Source organism: Pseudomonas sp. CFBP2511, assembly GCF_030209255.1.
In the GTDB taxonomy this organism is placed as follows: domain Bacteria; phylum Pseudomonadota; class Gammaproteobacteria; order Pseudomonadales; family Pseudomonadaceae; genus Aquipseudomonas; species Aquipseudomonas avellanae.
The window spans coordinates 125,726-147,553 of record NZ_JARVSI010000004.1 but is presented as its reverse complement, the minus strand read 5'-3'; the positions used below and the strand labels follow the sequence as shown (position 1 = coordinate 147,553).

Here is a 21,828-nt window from a genome sequence, read left to right as displayed (position 1 = left end):
TTTCCTAGCGATTTTTTTATGCGCCTGCTTCTTGGCCGAAGACCCCGCCGCAGATCAGATATAGCTTTTGTAACCGCCTGATTGAAACCATTGACTTTCTGAAAGGGCCTCATACATCGGCGCCTTCCAATGGTTGGCTCTATTCTTCCTTTCGGAAGAAGCAAATCTTTTAAGGTGATCCTTTCTATCCTTACACGTCTCCAGGTCGTCAAGCACTTCAATCATTCCTGAAAGTTCTGCAGCGGCCTCTATACCAAAGCGGCGCGCGAGGTCCAAATTCTTGAAGTGATTTTTCGCGCGTAACTTCAGCGGGTCAGGCCATTCTCCAGGGGGGTCTGCAAAATATCGAATAGTGGGAGGCGTCGTCTCGACCAGCTCTGCAAAAACCCAAGGCTCTTTTTCGAACCTCACACATTCAAAATAAAGATGAGACTGCTGATTGGCTTCAGTCACCGCGCAGGCGCCCTTGACCTTATTACAATCAGTGCATGCCGGCACCAGATTAATGGGCAATATGGAGTAAGCCGGGTACCTGGCTTTGGATAAAAAATGATCAAGCGTCGTGGCCTGGCCAAATCCACAGAGGGGACATTTTGCAAGGGGCGCAGAGATGATTAACTTATCGTAATACGTGCGCGCCGCCTTCCCTTTATTCAACAGTTGATTCGAGTACAGCGACATAAACTCTTTTTTGGTCAGTGTCGCCACCACCTCCTGATCCGGCTTGGCATGCGCACTCAACGGCAGACAGTACAACTCGCTCGTGCTGGCTTTTTCCGTATAACCGAGAAAAAGCTCGATAATCGAATCACGTGCAGCTTTAAACCTTTCTGCTAAATCAGGGTTATCAAGACCGCTGACACACGTATCGAACACGTCGATTGCGTCAAAAGCGGGGACCGTGAGCTTTTTCAAGACTCCCTCCTGCTGGCGACCATCTTTCGCAAGATTGCCTGTGCCTCAAACCCGAGCTGCTCTTGATAGTCGGCTAAAATACTTTCAAATGTCCCTCCACGATTGACAGCCTCTTGTAACACCTCGTGGTAACCCGATTTATTGACTTCCAAGCCAAATATTTCGCGGGTAAGAACACCCGCGTTCTCACCGAACGTTTCCCTCTCAGGCCGATCAGCTCTGCCTTCAGCTCGCAGTCGGGTGAGCTTCCACACACAAGAACCCGGCGCCTCTTGAACAACCACGGGGGAGTGAGTTGCGATAATTGCAACACCGTTCCGGTCTTGTAGCAGGTCAGAAATAGCTCGGGTGAACGCGGACAGTAAAGGGGGGTGCAAATGACTTTCAGGCTCATCCATTAGCACAAGCGTTTTTTCCTCGACGGCCTCTACAAGCTTTGTCAATGTCAACAATACAATGGAGTGCCCTGAACTCATCCTGCTAAAAATACGATGCGCTTTAACAATAGCCTCGTCCGTGGGAAGCTCATTTAAATGAGCCAGGTCCATGTCTTCGAAATTGCTGTCAGATTCGAGACGCTTGATCGCAGCCACCCATCTTTGCCGCTTGCTTTCCTGACTAAAGCAAGACTCCAGACTTGTTATAAAGTCTTCCGTCAATGCCTCAGTCGTCTTCGGGGGGCGCTTACCAGGCCCTTCCCCCGGGGATTGCATGCCCACGTAAAAATAAGCGACACCTTTACTTCTATCGGGTTGATCGGCAGGAAACAAGAATGGATCAAACGCGCTAAAAGACACAGAAACAACACTGCTAAAATAATCCGTCGGCATGGGTTCACTGCCCAGCGAATCATAGATCAAAAATTTTCCGCAATGGGGTCTGCCCGTGGTATCGCTGAGAATGGTTTCGACCATGTCATTTAATATTGTTGTCTTGCCTACACCGTTCCGCCCGATGAGTACATGAACATTCGTCGAGGGCAAGGAATGGGGCGTTACTTTAAACGACACGTCCACGCCCGCGCGCTGCTCATCCCCATTTGTCTGGTAACTAAAATGAAAACTTGTCAGCTCTGGCTTCCCGGCCAGCACACGCTTGAACTGGTCACGGATGACAGACCAGCTGACATTTCGCATCAGCGACTCGCGAAACACCTGCTCATTCTTAACGTCCTCCAATCGCAGGGGGTCGGCGATAACATCTTTGAGCGCCTGCAAGACAGCCAACGCTGCGTCGGCCGACAAACCACCCTGAAGTTTTCTATAAAAATCGACATCCTGACCCAGCGAAAAAAAATCATCACTCAGGCTTATATTTTTTGTTGAAAACTTCTCGGACGTCCATCCGTGCTGCTGGTCCTTATATCCAATCTTGGTGGTGCCAAGCTCAGTTTTTTTAGCGTCCGGACCGAAGTGCATGACTGTGAAACTGGTTTTGAATGAGTAGTCGTCCCAGCCACTTCCAACCAACAGCAAGGTATCTGTTAAGTCAGACGGTATTAAAGACGATTTCTTTAGCATCTGCATTGAAAGTTTCAAATCTATTCCTTGAACTATTGGCTCCCTGATAACGGACTGTAGCGCCAGTCGATGCCCACCGCAACCCTGCCGATGACACTGTACGCGTCTACGGCGCCACTGACGTTAACCTGCCTCCGTCGCAACGGGTAGTTGATGAAATACCGTTATTTAAAATGCAAAACCGCTGCGACTGCATCAGACATTGGTTCAGTGAACGCGTCTACCGAGGCGTCACGTTGAAGCCCGGCTTTAATGCAGTCTCATTAAATGCAGCCACTTTTCGTACAGGGCCTGAGACCGGCCTCGGTTTCCTGCCTGAGCAATCCAGGCGCTCGCCGACGCAGCGCCCAAATGTGAAAATTTCGTCATCTATTTGGCCGAAGCGTCTTTTTCTGGCAGAAACAACCTGCCACAATAATGAGAACAGTTATCAACATCATTATCATCCAGCCACGGACGGCTTGAGGGAGTGTCAGGTTCATGCCGGGTCAACAATCGCAACACCGTATTCGTTTCACTCCCGCCCTGCTGACAATGGGCATCTGGATCGCAACCACTCAGGCGGCTTACGCTGCCGATACGCAGGGCGCCGAAGCACCGCCCGCGACGACTATGGAACTGGGTGCTACCGAAATCAGCAGTGACCAACTCGGCGCCACCACCGAGGGCAGTGGTTCCTACACCACGGGTGCCATGCAGACGGCTACCAAATTGCCGCTGACCATGCGTGAAACGCCGCAGGCGGTGACCGTCGTTACCCGGCAACGCATGGACGATCAGGCCATGACCAGCATCAACGACGTGGTCAGGTATACGCCCGGTCTGTTCCTCGATCAGTCCAGCGGGCCCGGCCGTCAAACCTACACGTCCCGCGGTTTCGACATCGACAACATCATGTACGACGGCCTGCCCGCCTCCTACTCGGGCTATACGGCAGGCGTACAGCCCAATCTGGCCATGTACGACCATGTTGAAGTGATCAGAGGCGCCACCGGCCTTACGACAGGCTCTGGCAATCCATCGGCAGCTATCAATATGGTGCGCAAGCGCCCGACGGCCGATCCGCAGGTCTCCCTCACCGGCGCTGTCGGCAGTTGGGACGATTACCGTGGCGTGTTCGACGCCTCCGGCCCACTGAACGACAGCCGCACGGTGCGTGGCCGGATAGTCGGCTCCTACCAGGATGCACACAGCTTCCGTGACCAGGAAAAAAGCGATCACGGCGTGTTCTATGGCGTAATCGAAGCCGACCTGACGGATGCGACCACGGCGACCTTTGGCCTGTCTCGTCAGGAGGATCAAACCAACTTTTTCTGGGGCGGCCTGCCGCTTGGCGCCGATGGCCACCACCTGAACCTGTCCCGCTCGACCTACCCCGGCACGGACTGGGAAAACAAGAAAATCCAGATCGACACCGTGTTCGGCGAACTTGAACATCGTTTCGACAACGACTGGAAACTGCGCGTTGCGGGCTCAAGCTCCACGCTGGACGGCGTGTTCTCGGGTACCTACCTCTCTCGCTACAACGGTCCGCTGGAGACCACAGCCTATCAGTCCAGGCCCGATGAAAAGCAGGCTGCATTCGATACCTACGCCAGCGGCCCGGTCCAGGCGTTTGGCCGCACTCATGAAGTGGTGGTCGGCACCAGCAGGCGCGTCTACGACAAGACCAGCAAGGAATACAGCCCCTACGACACCGGACTCCCTATCGGCGCGCCGAAGCCGGACTTTGTCCGCAACGGTAAAACTCACAACATCGCCACCCAGGACGCAATCTACCTCACCACGCGCCTGAGCCTGGCGGACCCATTGACCCTGATTCTCGGTGGTCGTCTGGACTGGTACGACTACGACGACCGCTCAGGCGACGAGGACTTCAAGGTCACACGCAACCTGACACGTTACGCGGGCCTGATCTACAAACTGGATGACCAGTACTCCCTGTACGCCAGCTACACCGATATCTTCAACCCGCAGAATTATCAGGACCTGTCCGGTAAAGTGCTCGACCCCGTGGTGGGCAAGAACTATGAGATCGGTATCAAAGGCGAGTATTTCAACGGCGCTCTCAACGCCAGCCTCGCGGTGTTCCAGATCGATCAGGAAAACCTCAAGACCGAAGCGCCAACCCAGGCAGGCTGCGCGGTACTCACTTGCTACGATGCCGCAGGCCTGGTGCGCAGTCAGGGCATCGACATGGAGCTACAGGGTGCGCTGACCGAGAACTGGCAAGTCGGGGCGGGATACACCTACGCCCGCACCCACTACCTCAAGGATTTCGATCCGGCGAAAGAAAATCAGCGTTTCGACACCGACACGCCTGAGCACTTGTTCAAATTTTCGACGGTCTATCGCCTGCAAGGCGCACTGGAAAAAATGCGCGTTGGCGGCAACGTCTACTGGCAGAGCCGCCTGTACAACGACATTGCCCTTACCGACGCCAGCTACCGTCTGGAACAGGGCAGTTATGCCGTCGCAGACTTGATGGCTGGGTATCAGGTGAACAAGCATCTGGACCTGCAACTGAACGCCAACAACATCTTCGACCGTACCTACTACACCGCGATTGGCGCCAGCAGTGTCTGGGGCTCTACCGACGTCTACGGCAACCCGCGCAGCTATGCACTGACGGCGAAGTATAGTTTCTGACCGTGAAGCACGCCGCTACCGGACAACTCGGTAGCGGCGTGAACGGCGGTGCCAGGGCTTCTAGCAGTAGCCCGTCCGGCGAACTGCACATCCTCGCGCTGGCTGCAGGCATTCAAGCGCTGGCAGCAATCGCTGCTGGCCAGAGGCCAATCGGGCAATGAAAAGTTCGCAAAAAACCTCAAAACAGAGCGATCACTCTGCTTAAGAAAAAGACAAAATATTCCCTCAAATAAAGCAATAACGGCATTTTATTGCCATAGAATTTAAATTTAACAACATAAAAATCAATAAAATAACAAAATAAGAAATTTAAAATTTAGTTATTCAATCATTATAAAAATGACTTCGTGTATTTTTATCACTCAGTAATTTTTATTCGCCACACCCTTTTCAACGCTACCCGTCAGCCGCCCACAAGCGGCTGGCTTATATGCCCTCTGTTTCATACCTCTGTTTGGAGATTCTCCCGATGGCCAGACGCTTGCTGCCTCTAGTTGCCACTTTGCTGACCTGCCTGACCACTTTCGCGGTTTCAGCCGCCAACAAGGAAAACCCTCTGCCCGCTACGTCGAGCGAGCGCCGTGTGGAGGTTGATACACAGCGCGAGCAGATCACCGGGGCCGATCTTGCCGCGAGGAAAATACCCAGCGGAGCACAGACGATTGTGGACGCTCCGATCGACACCGCTGACGCCCCTGCCGGCAACGAAAAGCCCTGATCGGGTCGTTGACGCACCGCATTTCACCCAAGGTATTACGCAAGGAATAACTCCGTGTCCATGATCAAACAAGGCTTAGGCTTGAGCGTACTTGCGCTCAGTGTGGCCCAGGCGAGCACAGTGCTTGCTGTGACTCCGATGACCGGCAATGAAGTTGAGGCGCGCGTAGGCGCCATGCTCGACAACATGACTCAGTCAGAAAAGATCAACTTTTCGCGCGTCGACGACGGGCGAATGATCCCCAAACTGGATAAATTCAACCTGCAGGGCACGGTCGCTTACGACTCGGCGATGGGCGTACTGGTCGGCGGCAAGACGTTCGGTGCGCAGTACCCTTCCCCGTCTGCGCTGGCGGCTACCTGGAGCATCAATCGGGCCAAGGAATTTGGCCTGGCCATTGGTTATGAAACCCGCATCGCGGGCGGCCAGCAAATGCTTTCACCGGCCATCAACCTGTACCGGACGCCGTTCAACGGGCGGTCAGCCGAGTACATGAGTGGTGAGGATCCGTTCCTCGGCGCGGTCCTGGCGCCGGCAGTCACCAACGGCATTCAGGTGCAAGGCGTGCAGGCCGCGGCCAAGCATTACCTGATGAACGAGCAGGAAGCGAATCGGCACTATCTGGATGTGAAAATCGACGAACGCGCGATGCAGGAGTTGTATCTGCCCGGCTTCGAATCGCTGGTCAAGAACGCCAATATCGCGTCGGTCATGTGCGGCTACAACAAGATCAACGGCGAGTACGCGTGTGAAAATCATCATCTCATTACCGACATCCTGAAAGGCCAATGGGGTTTCCAGGGCAACGTCATGAGCGATTTCAACTCGGTCCAGGACGCCTTCAAGGGCGCCTGGGCAGGCACTGATATCGACATGCCGAGCGGGCTCCAGTTTACCGAAGCCAAGCTGCTGCCTTACGTCTGGAACGGTCAGTTGCATCAGAACGTGATCGACGACAAGGTCCGCCGCAACCTGCGAGCGCTGGTCAGCTACGGCTTTGACAAGGGCATCAACAAGGCCCAGCCGCTTGAGCATCGCGAATACGGCCAACTGGCGGCGCTGAACGTCGCGCGCGAATCGATAGTGCTGCTGCGCAATGAGCCGGTAGATGGCCAGAAACCGCTGCTGCCGCTGGCCAGAAGCGCGAAGATCGCCGTCATTGGCGACATGGCCGTACAACCGCCCTCCGCGCCTTTCGGCACGGCCTACTCGGCACCGGCCAGTTATGTCACCGAAGTGAGCGGGCTCAAGCAACTGGCATCGAATGCATCGAATGTCGACTACCTGCCACAGATGAGCCTGAACCCGAAGTCTTCAGTGTGGTATCAGCCAGGCGACAACAAACAGGCCGTCAGCAACTCAGGCGTCAAAGCCGAGTATTACGCCAACACCACCTTATCGGGCGACCCGGTTGCCAACCGCATAGAGCCGGGTGTCAATCTGGACTGGACCACCAACACCAACGTGACCGATAACGGCTCCACTGCTGTCAGCGGCTACACGCCTGCGGCCGGTTCGTTTTCCGCCCGTTTCACCGGCAAGATCAAACCGACGATCACCGGCGCCCATGTGTTCAAGGTCCGTGCCGACGGTGCCTACAAGCTCTGGATCAATGACGAACTGGTGCTTGAGGACGAAGGTGCGCAAGTCTCGTTCGATTTGATTCCGGTCATTCCCCGAACCGTTAAAACGCCAACGCTCAAAGCCGGCACCGAGTACAACGTGCGTCTGGAATATCGTCGACTGAGGGGCAACTTCATCCCGGTGCTGGGCGGTTTGAACGGCGTGCAGATGAGCTGGGCGTCGTTGCGTCCACCGAAGAACCTGGCCGATTACGATGCTGTAGTGGTGGCCGCAGGCAGCAACTTCGAGTACGAAGGCGAGTCCCTCGATCACCCGTTTGAACTGCCACAGTTTCAGTCAGAACTGATCGGCTTCATTCAGAAAGCCAACCCGAAAACCATTGTGGTGATGCACGGCGGTGGCGGTATGGACATGCAGCCGTGGGCAGACAAGGTCGCCGCTTCTTTGCACGCCTGGTTCCCGGGCCAGCAAGGTGGCCAGGCGTTGGCCGAGATTCTGTACGGCAAGGTCAACCCATCGGGCAAGCTGCCTATCACGCTGGATAAAAAAGCGCAGGACAACCCGAGCTACGCCTCGTATTCCAACCCCGTGCCTTACTATTTCAGCAGCGCCAACCCGCCCACTGAAATGACCTACAGCGAAGGCCTGTATCTGGGCTACCGCGGTTACGACAAGAAGCACGCCAAACCGCTGTACCCGTTTGGTTTCGGGCTGTCCTACACCACTTACCAATACAGCGACCTGAAGCTGTCGAGCAACGTACTGGCCCCGGGCGCTACTCTTCAGGCCAGCTTCAAGGTCACCAACACGGGCGACAAGGCCGGCTTTGAAGTTGCTCAGCTTTATGTGCAGCCCTCCAAGCCCCAGGTTGATCGTCCGGAGAAGGAGCTGAAAGGCTTTTCCAAGGTTTATCTGAAGCCGGGCGAAAGCAAGACGGTGACGATTGCGCTGGATTCGCGTTCGTTCGCTTATTACTCGGCCGATTCGGTGAGCTGGAAGGTTGACCCTGGCAAGTTCAAGGTACTGGTGGGCAAGGACTCGGAAAATCTGCCCCTCGACCGCACCGTGGTTGCTCTTTATCCGGAACAGCTGACCACTCGCGATTCCAACCCCCTGCCGATACCCCTGCGCAAGGCAGTTCAGGTACAACCAGAGCAGGCTTACTAAACAGCAGTCATCCAGGCAGCAGTGACCGGTGGTCGAAAGGCCACCGGTTGCATCGCCGTCATGTAATGGTTGCCTGACGCCCCGTCAGATCCCGCGCCAGTCGCTCGATGAATCTGGCAAATGCCTGTTCGATCTGCACATCACCCGGCGACCGAAGCCACTGAATCTGCATGCCGTCCATCATCGCCGCTATCTCAAGGCTGATCTGCCTTACATCAACGTCTGATCGAACTTCACCGGCCTGAATCAACGCGTTCAGATGAGCCTGAAGATGACCGTGAACAATCCCGAAACGTTCGCTGAACCAACGATGTGCCGGGTGAGTGACCGACAGACTTTCCGTGTTGATAATCATCAACGCCTGACTGACCGCAGCGTCTTCGATGCTGAAACTCATGACCAATTTCAGAAAAGACATGAAGCCTTGCAGGGAACCGTCTTGATCGGCTTCCTGCAGTCTGGAGGCGACATACGTGTCACGATGTTCAAGAACCGCCTGTAACAATGCGAGCTTGTTCGGAAAGTGGTGCAACAAACCGACTTGAGAGATGCCTGCAACCTTGGCGATGTTCGTCAATGAAGCACCGGCATATCCATCCCGGGCAAAGATGATCATGGCCGCCTGAATGATCTCGACCTTGCGCAGATCGCCTTTGGGAATTCGACGGCGCTTGACCGCCGCAGGTGCACCGCAATTGCTGGAGTTCACAGACATGGGCAGAGTACTTTTCGCATCACGGGATTCGCTCCTGCTTGCACGTTATCCGGATTGAAGCCACAGATCACAAGCAGACCAAGCGGCTGAGCCCGTGTGTCCTTAAACATGAAATCGTAGCATGCAGGCGAGTGAAAACCGGAAAATACCTGTTTTTTGCAGGCTAAAGAACCACCTGCGCATGCCGATGAATAGCGTGGTAAATCGTACAGATTCCAGCACCAGAAGACTCGAGCAGTCTGATTTGCCTCGTACTTTAAACGCGGACGTTGAAACCCGCTCACTCCCAATGACGCTTTCAACGCGACGATACAGTGGTACTGACGCTGCGCTATATTGCGATCGCCATAGAACGGCAAGCACCGATACGTTCTGATTTCATTGCATCACGCCGGTCGCGGACACCTTACGGCCCAGGCAAGACATTACATGTGTGAGCCGGAGGCGCTCTGAAAGACCTGACACGAGAAGAACTGGAGGCGCAGATCGTGCGTCTGCGCGCAGCGCTTGAAGACGCTGGCATCGACGCCGGAGCAGACGGCGGCCGCACCATCGAAGAAACCCGGGAGCGCTATCGACTGGCCGCGAAGGCGACCAACGACACCATCTGGGATTGGGACTTTGCGGCCAACCATGTGCTTTGGAACGACGCGCTGGAACAGGCTTACGGCCACCCGCTGGCGACGCTGGACACCTCCGGCGACTGGTGGATTGCGCAGATCCATCCTGATGATAGGGCGCGCGTCTACGACTCCATCCATGCAGTGATCGACGGCGACGGCACGGCATGGAGCGATGAGTACCGCTTTCACCGCCAGGATGGCTCGTACGCCGACGTTCTTGACCGTGGCCATGTGATCCGCGACAGCGAAGGCAATGCCGTACGCATGATCGGCGCGATGCTCGACATGTCGCAGATACGCAAGGCCGAGACCGCGCTGCGCCAGAGCGAAGAGCGCTCCCGAACCATGCTGGAAACCATCGAATCGGCGTTCGCTATCATTCAGGTCAAATTCGATGCCGACGACAGCCCGATAGACTATCGCTTCCTGGAGGCCAATCCGGCGTTCGAGCGTCAGGCAGGTGTCGATCTGCGTGGCAAATGGGTCACCGAGTTCGCGCCGGACCTTGAGCGTTTCTGGTTTGAAACCTATGGCCACGTTGCAAAAACCGGTGAGCCTGCCAGTTTCGAGAACTATGCCAAGGCGTTCGAGCGCTGGTTTGAAGTGAAGGCGGTGCGCGTTGGTGAGCCGGCTGATCGGCAAATCGCGGTCATGTTCAGCGACGTGACTGCCCGTCGGGATGCCGAAGAGCGTTTACGGACCAGCGAGGCCGTCGCCCGCGAAAACGCTGAGCGAGTGCAGCTGGCCCTGGCCGCTGGCGCGATCATCGGTACCTGGCACTGGGACCTGCCGTCTGATCGCTTTACGGTCGACGAAGCCTTCGCCAGGGCTTTTGGCCTTGCCCCTGCGCTGGGCCATGAGGGTTTGAGTCTGGAGCAGGTCATTGCCACCGTTCACCCCGAAGACCGGCCAGGCTTGATTGATGCGATCAACGCCGTCATCACCCGAGGGCATCTTTACGCCCATCAGTACCGGGTGCGTCGTACCGACGGCATCTACTACTGGATAGAGGCGAACGGCCGGGTTGACCGCGCCGACGATGGCACCCCCTTGAGCTTTCCGGGCGTGCTGATCAACGTAGACGAACGACGCTCCATTGCCGCCGAGCGCGACCGGGCCACGGCCGCCTTGCGCACGCTCAACGAAACACTTGAACAGCGCGTGGCGGCGCGTACTGCCGAGCTTATGCAGGCTGAAGAAAAGCTGCGCCAATCGCAAAAAATGGAAGCCGTCGGACAACTGACTGGCGGTCTCGCCCATGACTTCAATAACCTGCTGGCAGGCATTTCCGGTGCCCTTGAGCTGATGGGCACTCGCATCGAGCAAGGACGCTGGAGCGACGTAGACAAATACATCGTGACCGCACAGGGTGCTGCCAAACGTGCGGCGGCCCTGACACACCGGCTGCTCGCCTTCTCCCGGCGCCAGACGCTGGATCCGCAACCGACCGATGTAAACCGACTGATCAAAGACATGGCCGATCTGATTCAACGCACGGTTGGCCCCAGCATCGTGGTCGACACAATAGGTGCCATAGGCCTCTGGCCCACGCTGGTGGACGCCAGCCAGCTGGAAAACGCGCTGCTCAATCTGTGTATCAATGCCCGCGATGCCATGCCGGATGGCGGGCGCATCATGGTCGAGGCGAGCAACATGTGGATGGAGGGCGATGTGGCCAAGGCCCACGATATGCCCGATGGGCAGTATTTGTCGTTGTGCGTGACCGATACCGGCACCGGCATGACGCCGGATGTCATCGCCAAGGCATTCGACCCCTTCTTCACCACCAAACCTATCGGTCAGGGTACAGGCCTTGGTCTGTCGATGATTTATGGATTTGCCAATCAGTCAGGCGGGCGGGTGCGCATTCAGTCCGAGGTCGGCAAAGGGACGGCGATCTCCCTCTATTTACCGCGTTACGACGGTGCCGCCGTCAGGGACGAACACGACACCGGCAAGACACCGGTCGAGTTCACCGAGTCCGGCGAGACGATCCTGATCGTCGACGACGAACCGACCGTGCGCATGCTGCTCACTGACGCACTCGGCGATCTCGGCTACACCCTCATCGAGGCATCCGACAGCCTGGCCGGCCTCAAATTACTGCGCTCCGATGTGCATATCGACCTGTTGATCACCGACGTGGGCCTGCCCGGCGGCATGAACGGGCGGCAAATGGCCGATGCCGGGCGAGAAGTTCGCCCGCACCTGAAGACGCTATTCATCACCGGCTACGCAGAAAACGCGGCCATTGGCGATGAGCAACTGGGGCCTGGCATGAAAGTGCTGACCAAGCCGTTTGCAATCGATGTGCTGGCTTCCAGGGTTCAGGAATTGATGAACGCGTGAACCGGGTGGAGTGTTCTGATCAGCCAGCGAGCGGCTGATGGGAACGCTCCACGACGGCTGGAAAGGCTCGCTAACACTTGCCGACACCTTCAACATTGAGCGCTGCGCAAACCCGGTGCTAACATGCGCGACCGCCATGCAGGCAAGGGAATAACCGGGTCATGAGCAGTATTCGCGAGCGCAACAAAGAACTCATCCTGCGCGCTGCCAGCGAGGAATTCGCCGACAAAGGCTTCGCCGCCAGCAAGACCAGCGATATCGCCGCCAAGGCCGGTGTTCCCAAACCCAACGTCTATTACTACTTCAAATCCAAGGAAAACCTCTACCGCGAGGTGCTGGAAAGCATCATCGAGCCTATTCTGCGTGCGTCGACGCCCTTCAACCCGCAAGGTGTCCCGGCCGAAGTGCTCAGCCGCTACATCCGCTCGAAAATAGAGATTTCCCGCGACTTGCCCTTCGCGTCGAAGGTGTTCGCCAGTGAGATCATGCACGGCGCTCCGCACCTGACACCGGAGCAGATCGAACAGCTCAACGGCCAGGCGCGGCACAATATCGAGTGCATTCAGGCCTGGATCGACAAAGGCCTGATTGCCGCGCTGGACCCTCATCATCTGATGTTCACCATCTGGGCCGCGACCCAGACCTACGCCGATTTCGACTGGCAGATTGCGACCGTCACCGGCAAGGCGAAGCTGGACGATGCCGATTACGAGGCGGCCACGCAAACCATTCTCAGGCTGGTGCTCAAGGGCTGCGAGCCGGATCGCTGAACAAACCATTCTGAGCAGCGCACTTTCCTGCAGACGCAAAAAACCCGCCGAAGCGGGTGGTATTGCAACATGACCATTCCAACGTCCTGTCAGTAGCCTCCTGGCAATGGTCGATCGTCCCTAATCGCTGCGGCGTTCCTTCGCTGCAGCTGTTGAATTGGATCCTACATTGAGCGAATGTCGGTCGATAGAGCCAATCGCTTCTCTCGATGTAAGCCTTTCGCCATACCTGCTCACGCCGTCCCTAAGCTGTAAAAAAATGTGACGGCAATCTCATGTTTGGTCATGATCCGCCGAGATGCTGAAAAGGCTCTGCTATCCGGCTTTGCGCCGGTCGGCCTCCAAAAAAGAAAAATAACGTTCGGGGTGAGATCATGAATATGCGCAGTTTGTCCATCAGCCGCCGCTTGTGGCTGATTCTTGTCGTTTCTGTGCTGATGCTCCTGGTGCTCGCAGCGGCCCTGCTCAGGCAGACTCATGAAGACCTGTATCGGGCAAAATCCGAAAAAACCATGCACGTGGTGCAGACTGCCAGCGGCATTCTCACGTTTTATCAAGGGCTTGAGGCAGCCGGCAGCATGACTCGCGAAGCCGCTCAGCAGCAGGCCCTGAAAGAGATCAAAGGTCTGCGTTACAGCCAGAATGACTATTTCTGGATCAACGACCTGCGCCCGGTCATGATCATGCACCCCACCAACCCCAAACTTGAAGGTCAGGATATATCGACCATCAGGGACCCGGACGGCTTTGCGGTGTTCAATGAAATGGTCGCCCTTGTCAAAAGCAAAGGCGCCGGCATGGTCAATTATCGCTGGCCAAAACCGGGCGCCAGCGAGCCGGTAAAGAAGACGTCTTATGTGCAATTGTTTCAGCCCTGGGGCTGGATTCTGGGGTCGGGCGTGTACGTGGATGACGTCGCGGCAGAGTTCAAGACTCAGCTGTGGAATGCGGGGCTGTTCATCGTCGGGATCGTGCTCGTCATGGTCCTGCTGCTGGTGTTGATCGTGCGCAGTATCGTCCGCCCGCTGAGAGCAGCGGTTGCAGCCATGGCCAATATCGCCAGTGGCGAGAGTGATTTGACCCGCACCCTGGAAACCCACGGCAAGGATGAAATCACCGAACTGGGCGGGCATTTCAACGCCTTTATCGCCAAGCTGCGCAATGTCGTCAGCCAGTTGCAGAGTTCTTCCGTGGCGCTGGGTCAGGCCTCCACCGACCTGGGCAGCAACGCCGAGCAGGCGCAGAACCGCAGCCAGCAACAATCCCAACAGATGGATCTGGTCGCCACTGCCGTCAATGAAGTGACCTACGGCGTGCAGGACGTGGCCAAGAATGCCGAGCACGCCGCCAGCGAAATGCGCGATGCCGAGTCGCAGGCGCAGCAGGGTCAGGTCAATATCGACAACAGTCTGCGCCAGATTGAACACCTCTCCGGCACCATCGGTCAGGCGGTTGATGTGATGAAAAGCCTGGCCAGCGAGAGCACGCAGATTGGTAGCGTGCTGGAGGTGATCAGTTCGATTGCCGAGCAGACCAACCTGCTGGCGCTGAACGCTGCCATCGAGGCAGCGCGCGCCGGTGAACAGGGTCGCGGCTTTGCCGTGGTGGCCGACGAGGTGCGTTTGCTGGCCCAGCGCACACAGAAATCCACCGCAGAAATTCAGGCGATGATCGAACGCCTGCAAAAGCATTCCGATGCAGCGGTCAAGGTGATTGGCGACAGCAGTCGCTCTTCGCAACTGACCATTGAACAGGCCAATCAGGCCGGTCAGAGCCTGAGTTCGATCAGCCAGGCGCTGCGCAACCTCAACAGCCTCAACGCCTCGATTGCCAGCGCCACCTTGCAACAAACGCATGTGGTAGACGACATAAACCAGAACGTCACCCAGGCTGCGCAGTTGTCCCAGAGCACCGCGCTGGCCGCCGAACAGTCGACCTCTGCCAGCCTGCACCTGAGAGGGTTGAGCGAAGAACTGAATACCTTGCTGAGACAGTTCCGGGTTTAAGCACTTATTATCATGAGGCGTGCGGAACCTAGCGCGCCTCTTGTTGCCTGAGACCTGCTTACTTAACTGCTCACTTATTGATCATTTATATGCAGGGGGGTCACATGCGCACACTGGAATTGGCAGGCAACACCGTACCAGTGCTGGGTCAGGGCACCTGGCACATGGGTGAAAAAGGGCACCAGCGCTCGGCAGAAATCGCCGGTCTGTGCCTGGGCATCGAACAGGGCCTGACCCTGATCGACACCGCCGAGATGTACGCCGATGGCGCCGCTGAAGAGATCGTCGGGCAAGCCATCGCAGGCCAGCGTGACAAGGTCTTCGTGGTCAGCAAGGTCTATCCGCACAATGCCAGCAGTGCCGGTATTCCCGTCGCATGCGAAGCCAGCTTGCGCCGGATGAACACCGACTACATCGATCTCTATCTGCTGCATTGGCCGGGCAACTACCCGCTGACCGAGACCGTCGAGGCGTTCGAGCGTCTGCGTGAGGCCGGAAAGATCGGCGCATGGGGCGTGTCCAACTTTGATGTCCGGGACATGATCGAGTTGAACAACCCGCGCTGCGCGACCAATCAGGTGCTGTACAACCCGGAACAGCGCGGTATCGAGTTCGACCTCATGCCGTGGAGCGCAGACCGCCACTTGCCGTTGATGGCGTACTGCCCGATTGGCCAGGCCGGCGATCTGCTTTACCACCCTGCCCTGCATGAAATTGCCAAACGCCATGAAGCAACGCCAGCGCAGATCTCTCTGGCGTGGGTGCTGCGTCAGGACAACCTGATTGCCATCCCCAAGGCGACCAACCCGGAGCATATCCGCCTGAACATCGCGGCTGAGCAAATTCGCCTCACCGAGCAGGATCTCGCTGATATCGACCTGGCCTGGCCCGCACCGACCCGCAAGGTGCCACTGGCGATGGTCTGAAGCACCTGACGGCGGTGACAAGCTGTCTGTGAACTGAATGGCCGCCGGATGCGGCCAGCTTTCCAGTGCAAACGAAACACTCTGCAACAAGCCGTCACAAATATGAAATAACGCCTTGTCATCATGCGGCCTTCGCCTCCCCCCTTCGGGCGGGCCGCACGTGGACAGCCATGAACCACAGTATTGCGCACCACCATCAGGATTCAGACCTGTTCGGCCTGCTCTATGGCTTCCGTTTTCGCCACGGCGAAAGCGGCCAGGAAATCGGCTCGGCTGCCGCCCTGGATTACTTGCAAGATCCGCCCGACGAAGAAGACTTTATCTGGCTGCACCTCAACCTCTCGCACGCCGCCTGCGAGCGCTGGATGAAAACCCATCTGGAACTGCCGGAAGAGTTTTTCGAAGCGCTGCACGAAGGCTCGCGATCGACCCGAATCGAACACGTTGACGCGACTTTGCTGGCAGTGGTCAACGATGTGGTGTTCGATTTCAACAGGCTGTCGACCGACATTTCGACGTTATGGGTCTGCGCGCGGCAACGGTTGCTGATCACCGCGCGGCTGCAACCGCTGCGCTCGGTGGACAAGTTGCGTTCGGCGGTCAAGCGCGGCGAACAGTTCGATTCCCCCTTGGAATTGCTCGCCCACCTGCTGAGCGACCAAGGCGAAGTGCTGACCCAGTTCCTGCGCAAGACCAGCGTCAATGTCGATCGTATCGAAGACCAGTTGCTTTCCCAGCGGCTGAGCAACAATCGCTCCGAACTCGGTGCAATACGCCGGGTGCTGGTGCGCCTGCAACGCCTGCTCGCGCTGGAACCAGGCTCGTTGATGCGCCTGCTGCATCGCCCCCCGCAGTGGCTGCGCGAACAGGATGCACAGGCACTGCGTCAGTCCGTTGAAGAGTCGTCGCTGGTGATCAACGACCTGACGGCACTGGGTGAGCGCATCAAGCTGTTGCAGGAAGAGATTGCCGCCAACCTCAACGAACAGAGCAGCCGCACGCTCTTCACCCTGACCGTGGTCACGGTGCTGGCGCTGCCGATCAACATTGTTGCCGGCTTCTTCGGCATGAATGTCGGCGGCGTGCCGCTATCGACTGACCCGGAAGGCTTCTGGATTCTGGTGGCGCTGGTCGCGACCTTTACGCTGGTGGCAGGACGCTGGGCATTTCGCAAACGCGGAGATTATTGACCGGCTTGCCGGTTGTCAGAAATCTGGCGCAAAAGCGCATTGACCAAGTCCATGTCGCATCTCTGTCACATTTTGCAATGACCATGTCAATATTCTTTCAACCCAGGATTGCGAACATGGCTATAAACGCACTTTCTCCCGACGCTACAGGTCGTGCGAGCCTGTCAGCGACTCAGTTCGGGCGCAAACCCGGCCGACTGACCATGGTCATTTTCTTCGCGATACTCATCGCAGGTCTGTTATTTACCGGCTACAGCCTCAAGCAGGATGTCGACGACATGGGCACGGTGGTCACCACCTGGACCCCGTTCGTGCTGTTGGGCGTGGCCTTGCTGATTGCGCTGGCATTTGAATTCGTCAACGGCTTTCATGACACCGCCAACGCCGTCGCAACGGTGATCTATACCCACTCGCTGCCGCCTGGCTTTGCGGTGGTCTGGTCGGGCTTTTTCAACTTTCTCGGCGTGATGCTCTCCAGTGGTGCCGTGGCGTTCGGCATCATCGCGTTGTTGCCGGTGGAGCTGATCCTGCAGACTGGCTCGTCGGCAGGCTTCGCCATGATTTTCGCGCTGCTGATCGCGGCCATCATCTGGAACCTCGGCACCTGGTGGCTGGGCCTGCCGGCCTCCTCTTCGCACACCTTGATCGGCTCGATCATCGGTGTCGGCATTGCCAACGCATTGATGCATGGGCGTGACGGCACCAGCGGCGTGGACTGGTCTCAGGCCACCAAGATCGGTTACTCCTTACTGCTCTCGCCGCTGGTCGGCTTTGGCTGTGCCGCCCTGTTGTTGCTGGCGATGCGCATGTTCATCAAGAATCGCGCACTGTACAAGGCACCTGAAGGCAGCGCGCCGCCGCCCTTGTGGATTCGCGCCATGCTGATCGTGACCTGCACCGGCGTGTCGTTCGCGCACGGCTCCAACGATGGACAGAAAGGCATGGGGCTGATCATGCTGATTCTGGTCGGCACCCTGCCGATGGCCTACGCGCTAAACCGCACCATGCCCACCGATCAGGCCACTCAGTTCGCTGCTGTGGCCGAAGTCACCCAGCAGGCGCTGATTCGCAGTGTGCCGCAGCCCGCCCCAAGTGATTCGCGCCAGACGCTGTCGGATTATCTGGTCAGCAGGCAGGCGGGCCCTGACCTGATCCCGGCGCTGGCGGTGATGACCGGCAAGATCGGCAATCAGGTTGCCAGCTATGGGTCGCTGTCGAAGGTGCCTGCGGAAGCGGTGACCAACGTGCGAAACGACATGTACCTGACCTCGGAAACCATCCGTTTGATGGATAAAAACAAGGTGGGCAATTTCGACGCAGATACCCAGACCAAGCTCGATGCGTTCAAAGGGCAGATCGACAGCGCGACGCGTTTTATTCCGACCTGGGTCAAGATTGTTGTGGCCATCGCCCTGGGGCTGGGCACGATGGTCGGCTGGAGGCGTATCGTCGTGACCGTCGGCGAGCGGATCGGCAAGACGCACATGACCTACGCCCAAGGGGCGTCGGCAGAGGTGGTGGCGATGTTCACCATTGGCGCAGCGGACATGTACGGGCTGCCGGTGTCGACGACTCATGTGTTGTCGTCCGGTGTGGCAGGTTCGATGGTCGCCAACGGCTCGGGACTGCAAATGCGCACCCTGCGCAACCTGGCCACCGCCTGGGTGTTGACCCTGCCGGCAGCTATTTTGCTGTCAGGTTCGCTGTACTGGGTGTTCAGCAAACTGTTTTGAGGTCATTGGCGAGAGGTGCCTCACCACGTCTTGAATGCAGGTTGCAAAGAGGACGCGGAGCGTCAAGAAAGGTATGCGACGCGGAGCGTCGCACGATAGTTGCGATTATCGTGCCTCAGCGTCCGGTGGCTCATCCCCCTCTACGCTGGTATCGATACTTACCACCACCGACATCCCCGGCCGTAGATGCTCAAGCATCGGCTGGTCGGCATCGACGACAATGCGCACCGGGATGCGCTGAGAGATTTTCACGAAGTTGCCGGTCGCGTTATCGGCGGGCAGCAGGCTGAACTCCGAACCTGCTGCGGGCGATATTCTTTGTACATGGCCGTGCATTTCACGACCGTCCAGCGCATCGACGGTGAAACTCACCGGCTGGCCGAGGCGCACGTTGGCCATCTGGGTTTCTTTCATGTTGGCGACGATCCAGCGCTGCTCCGGCACCAGCGCCATCAGTTGCGCACCCGAATTGACGTAGGCACCCAAACGCACACCAATCTGCCCCAACTGACCGTCACGCGGAGCAACAATGCGGGTGTTGTCCAGGTCGATGCGCGCCAGTTCGATGGCTGCCTGGGCGTTGGCCACCGAGGCTTCCAGCGAGCCACGGTTGACGATGACGGTTTGCAGGTCCTCACGGGCGATCAGCAATACTGCCTTCGCCTCTGCAACGGCGGCATTGGCCTGGGCATCGGCCGCCCGGGTCACGTCCAGCTCGCTTTTCGACACCGAACCATCGGTCACCAGCGCCTGATTGCGGCGCAGATCGGCGGCGCTCTTGCGGCTCTGGGCGATGCTGTTCTGCAACTCGGCCTGACGCTGGCCGATCGTCGCTTCGGCGCTGCGCCGCTGTTGCAGGTTATTGGCCAGCGATGCCTTCTGCACAGCCAGTTGCGCCAAGGCCTGATCGAGGCGCTGACGGTAGATGCGGTCATCCAGACGCACCAGCAAGTCGCCCGCCTTGACGAACTGAAAGTCTTGCACCGGCACCTCATAAACATAACCGCTCAGTTGCGGCCCGATCAGCGTGGTCTGGCCTTTGACCTGTGCGTTCTCGGTGCTCTCGATGGGGCTGGCAAACGGTGGAAACTGCCAGGCGTACAGCACCAGCAGCACCCCGGCCAGTGCGACGGCACCGAAAATCACTGAAGACACCACTCGCTTGCGGGTCGAGCGCGGCTTGCTGGTGACCGGGGACGTCAAGGGTGCCGGGGCCGGTGCAGGCGAGCTGCGAGGTGCTTCGGTATCAGGGGTCTTGGATTCGGTCATGAAGATTGAACGCCGGAATAAGGTACGGTAGGCGAAGCGGCAGGTGCCACGGGCGCCAACGCCTGGGGTTGGGTGGTCATTTTCAGCCACAGCATGCGCAATGAAATCCAGATCATGGTCAGCACCGCAATCAGTGCAATGAGCATGAAGACATCGTTATAGGCCAGCACGTTGGCTTCCCGGGTCGCCGCCGTGGCCATGGCGCGAATGCCCTGACTGTTGCGCAACAACGGGTCGGCAATGACCGAACTGTAACTGGCGCTGTAGCTTTGCAGCCGCGACTGTACCAGTGGGTCGATCAGGGTCAGGTGCTCGACAATATGACTGGAGTGAAACTTTTCGCGCACAATCTGGAAAGTGCCCAATGCAGCCGATCCGATCAGGCCGCCAATGTTCTGGGTAATCCCGAACAGCACCGAAAAACTGACCATATTGCGCGGGTTGGCCAGCACGCCGCTGATGCCCAGCACCAGGGTCGGACCGAGAAAAAACGTGCCGCCAAACGCCAGCAGGAACTGGCTGAGGTACATGTTCGACTGCCGGGTCAGGTTGGTCGAATGACTGTCCATCCAGGCACCCACCGCCATCATCGCCAGCGAGATCAGCAAGGGCTTGATCAGGTGCGCAGGGTTGATGGTCAACGCGCTGACCGCAAGCCCCGCAACGCTGCCCAGCAGCATCACCAGATACAATGTATGCAATTGCTGACTGCCCATGTTCAGCGCCTGAAGAAACCCTACAGCGCCCACGGACTGTTCGGACAGCACGATACGAAACAGGATGACGGCCAGCCCGAGACGCAGAATCGCCCCGCTGCCCAGCCAGCGCGTGATCAACAACGGGTTGCTGCGGTTGTGCTCAATCGCCAGCCCGGCGCAGATCAGCACGATGGACGCCGCCGACGCCGCGCCTATCCACGGCGCTTCCAGCCACCATTCGATACGCCCCAGCGACAAGACCGCACAAAGCAGCGCAAAGCCGCTCGCCAGCAGCCCGAACGTCAGAAAATCCAGTTTCTCGAATGCTTTGAACCGATCACCCGGTGGCAGTTTGAGCAGCAGCACGCAGCCCAGCGAGAGCAGCGCCATGCCCAGTTCGAACAGGTACAGGCCGCGCCACTGGGCAATCTGCAATAAATCCTCGGACACCAGCCGGGCCAGCGGCGTGGCCAGCTGGGCCGTGCCAAGCCCGAGCACCAGCGCCTTGAGCCGCCACTTCTGCGGGAACGCCTGAATCATGTAATACAGACCCAGGGTACTGAGCGCCGCACCGACCATACCGTGCGCTGCCCGCACAGCGATGGCTGAATCGATGTCGTTGACGAACAGGTGCGCCAGGGTCACCAGCGCGTACAGCACCAGAAACAGCTCAGTGAACGCGCGCAGACCAAATTGCTGACGAAATTTCACCAGCAGCAGGTTCATCGACACGTTGGTCATGATGTACGCAGCCGGCAGCCAGGCGATGTCTTGAGAGGTGGCACCCAGCGCTCCCTGCAGATACGGCAGGTTAGCGACCACCAGTGCGTTGCCGAGCCCGCCGGTGAGCGCGACGATGACGCCGACCAGCGCGAACGCCCAGCGCCTGGCATCCGAGTGCAGCGGCGTCGATGGCGAGCCCGGCATGGTCGGACGCTCGTGGGCAGCCCAGTCGCGCGGAGCGTACTTGTCAGTCATCGGCTGGGCTTGGCATGC

General features: G+C 57.9%; 14 protein-coding genes. 9 read left to right on the top strand and 5 right to left on the bottom strand.

The window, feature by feature from the left end:
* Positions 1-54: 54 nt before the first annotated feature.
* Positions 55-915, bottom strand: coding sequence for an HNH endonuclease (locus QRN38_RS03495; protein ID WP_054089901.1), 861 nt, complete (start codon positions 913-915; stop codon positions 55-57).
* On the bottom strand, positions 912-2,453 hold the full coding sequence (locus tag QRN38_RS03490; RefSeq protein ID WP_011104676.1) for an AAA family ATPase: 1,542 nt from the start codon (positions 2,451-2,453) through the stop codon (positions 912-914). Before QRN38_RS03490 ends, QRN38_RS03495 begins: the two co-directional genes overlap by 4 nt.
* Before the next feature lie 462 nt (positions 2,454-2,915).
* Between QRN38_RS03490 and QRN38_RS03485 the strand changes: the two genes are divergently transcribed.
* The 3 genes from QRN38_RS03485 to QRN38_RS03475 all read left to right on the top strand — a co-directional run bounded on the left by QRN38_RS03485 (position 2,916) and on the right by QRN38_RS03475 (position 8,553).
* Positions 2,916-5,084 (top strand): TonB-dependent siderophore receptor, encoded by a 2,169-nt coding sequence (locus QRN38_RS03485; protein WP_057418447.1) that lies wholly within the window; start codon positions 2,916-2,918, stop codon positions 5,082-5,084.
* A gap of 469 nt (positions 5,085-5,553) precedes the next feature.
* Positions 5,554-5,802: a hypothetical protein gene (locus tag QRN38_RS03480; protein WP_010202224.1), complete on the top strand. Its 249-nt coding sequence runs from the start codon at positions 5,554-5,556 to the stop codon at positions 5,800-5,802.
* 60 nt (positions 5,803-5,862) lie between these two features.
* Entirely contained in the window at positions 5,863-8,553 is a 2,691-nt protein-coding gene (locus tag QRN38_RS03475; protein ID WP_054080450.1) for a beta-glucosidase, read from the top strand.
* 58 nt (positions 8,554-8,611) lie between these two features.
* Here QRN38_RS03475 and QRN38_RS03470 read toward each other — a convergent pair whose 3' ends face one another.
* Entirely contained in the window at positions 8,612-9,268 is a 657-nt protein-coding gene (locus tag QRN38_RS03470; RefSeq protein WP_054089904.1) for a TetR/AcrR family transcriptional regulator, read from the bottom strand.
* Positions 9,269-9,756: 488 nt separating this feature from the next.
* Between QRN38_RS03470 and QRN38_RS03465 the strand changes: the two genes are divergently transcribed.
* From QRN38_RS03465 to QRN38_RS03440, 6 genes are all read left to right on the top strand, one after another.
* Positions 9,757-12,240 (top strand): PAS domain-containing protein, encoded by a 2,484-nt coding sequence (locus QRN38_RS03465; RefSeq protein ID WP_007245229.1) that lies wholly within the window; start codon positions 9,757-9,759, stop codon positions 12,238-12,240.
* Between the two features lie 161 nt (positions 12,241-12,401).
* Entirely contained in the window at positions 12,402-13,010 is a 609-nt protein-coding gene (locus tag QRN38_RS03460; RefSeq protein ID WP_003376205.1) for a TetR/AcrR family transcriptional regulator, read from the top strand.
* Between the two features lie 374 nt (positions 13,011-13,384).
* Positions 13,385-15,016, top strand: a complete 1,632-nt coding sequence (locus QRN38_RS03455; RefSeq protein WP_010220566.1) for a methyl-accepting chemotaxis protein — start codon at positions 13,385-13,387, stop codon at positions 15,014-15,016.
* Positions 15,017-15,120: 104 nt separating this feature from the next.
* A complete protein-coding gene (locus QRN38_RS03450) occupies positions 15,121-15,942 on the top strand; it encodes an aldo/keto reductase (protein ID WP_005619515.1) in 822 nt (273 codons plus the stop codon).
* 170 nt (positions 15,943-16,112) lie between these two features.
* The gene (locus tag QRN38_RS03445; RefSeq protein WP_024666695.1) at positions 16,113-17,132 is read left to right on the top strand and encodes a transporter; all 1,020 of its coding nucleotides are present in this window, start codon (positions 16,113-16,115) and stop codon (positions 17,130-17,132) included.
* Between the two features lie 116 nt (positions 17,133-17,248).
* Positions 17,249-18,865: an inorganic phosphate transporter gene (locus QRN38_RS03440; RefSeq protein ID WP_057418448.1), complete on the top strand. Its 1,617-nt coding sequence runs from the start codon at positions 17,249-17,251 to the stop codon at positions 18,863-18,865.
* Positions 18,866-18,970: 105 nt separating this feature from the next.
* On the opposite strand, the gene QRN38_RS03435 is transcribed toward QRN38_RS03440, so the two are convergent.
* Together QRN38_RS03435 and QRN38_RS03430 are read right to left on the bottom strand one after the other, a co-directional pair.
* Positions 18,971-20,134, bottom strand: a complete 1,164-nt coding sequence (locus QRN38_RS03435; RefSeq protein ID WP_007245227.1) for an HlyD family secretion protein — start codon at positions 20,132-20,134, stop codon at positions 18,971-18,973.
* Entirely contained in the window at positions 20,131-21,810 is a 1,680-nt protein-coding gene (locus QRN38_RS03430) for an MFS transporter (RefSeq protein WP_057418449.1), read from the bottom strand. Before QRN38_RS03430 ends, QRN38_RS03435 begins: the two co-directional genes overlap by 4 nt.
* Between the last annotated feature and the right edge of the window lie 18 nt (positions 21,811-21,828).

Coding starts and splice junctions, on each gene's coding strand:
- QRN38_RS03485 (WP_057418447.1), top strand. CDS start 2,916: ATGCCGGGTCAACAATCGCAACACCGTATTCGTTTCACTCCCGCCCTG.
- QRN38_RS03480 (WP_010202224.1), top strand. CDS start 5,554: ATGGCCAGACGCTTGCTGCCTCTAGTTGCCACTTTGCTGACCTGCCTG.
- QRN38_RS03475 (WP_054080450.1), top strand. CDS start 5,863: ATGATCAAACAAGGCTTAGGCTTGAGCGTACTTGCGCTCAGTGTGGCC.
- QRN38_RS03470 (WP_054089904.1), bottom strand. CDS start 9,268: ATGTCTGTGAACTCCAGCAATTGCGGTGCACCTGCGGCGGTCAAGCGC.
- QRN38_RS03460 (WP_003376205.1), top strand. CDS start 12,402: ATGAGCAGTATTCGCGAGCGCAACAAAGAACTCATCCTGCGCGCTGCC.
- QRN38_RS03455 (WP_010220566.1), top strand. CDS start 13,385: ATGAATATGCGCAGTTTGTCCATCAGCCGCCGCTTGTGGCTGATTCTT.
- QRN38_RS03450 (WP_005619515.1), top strand. CDS start 15,121: ATGCGCACACTGGAATTGGCAGGCAACACCGTACCAGTGCTGGGTCAG.
- QRN38_RS03445 (WP_024666695.1), top strand. CDS start 16,113: ATGAACCACAGTATTGCGCACCACCATCAGGATTCAGACCTGTTCGGC.
- QRN38_RS03440 (WP_057418448.1), top strand. CDS start 17,249: ATGGCTATAAACGCACTTTCTCCCGACGCTACAGGTCGTGCGAGCCTG.
- QRN38_RS03435 (WP_007245227.1), bottom strand. CDS start 20,134: ATGACCGAATCCAAGACCCCTGATACCGAAGCACCTCGCAGCTCGCCT.
- QRN38_RS03430 (WP_057418449.1), bottom strand. CDS start 21,810: ATGACTGACAAGTACGCTCCGCGCGACTGGGCTGCCCACGAGCGTCCG.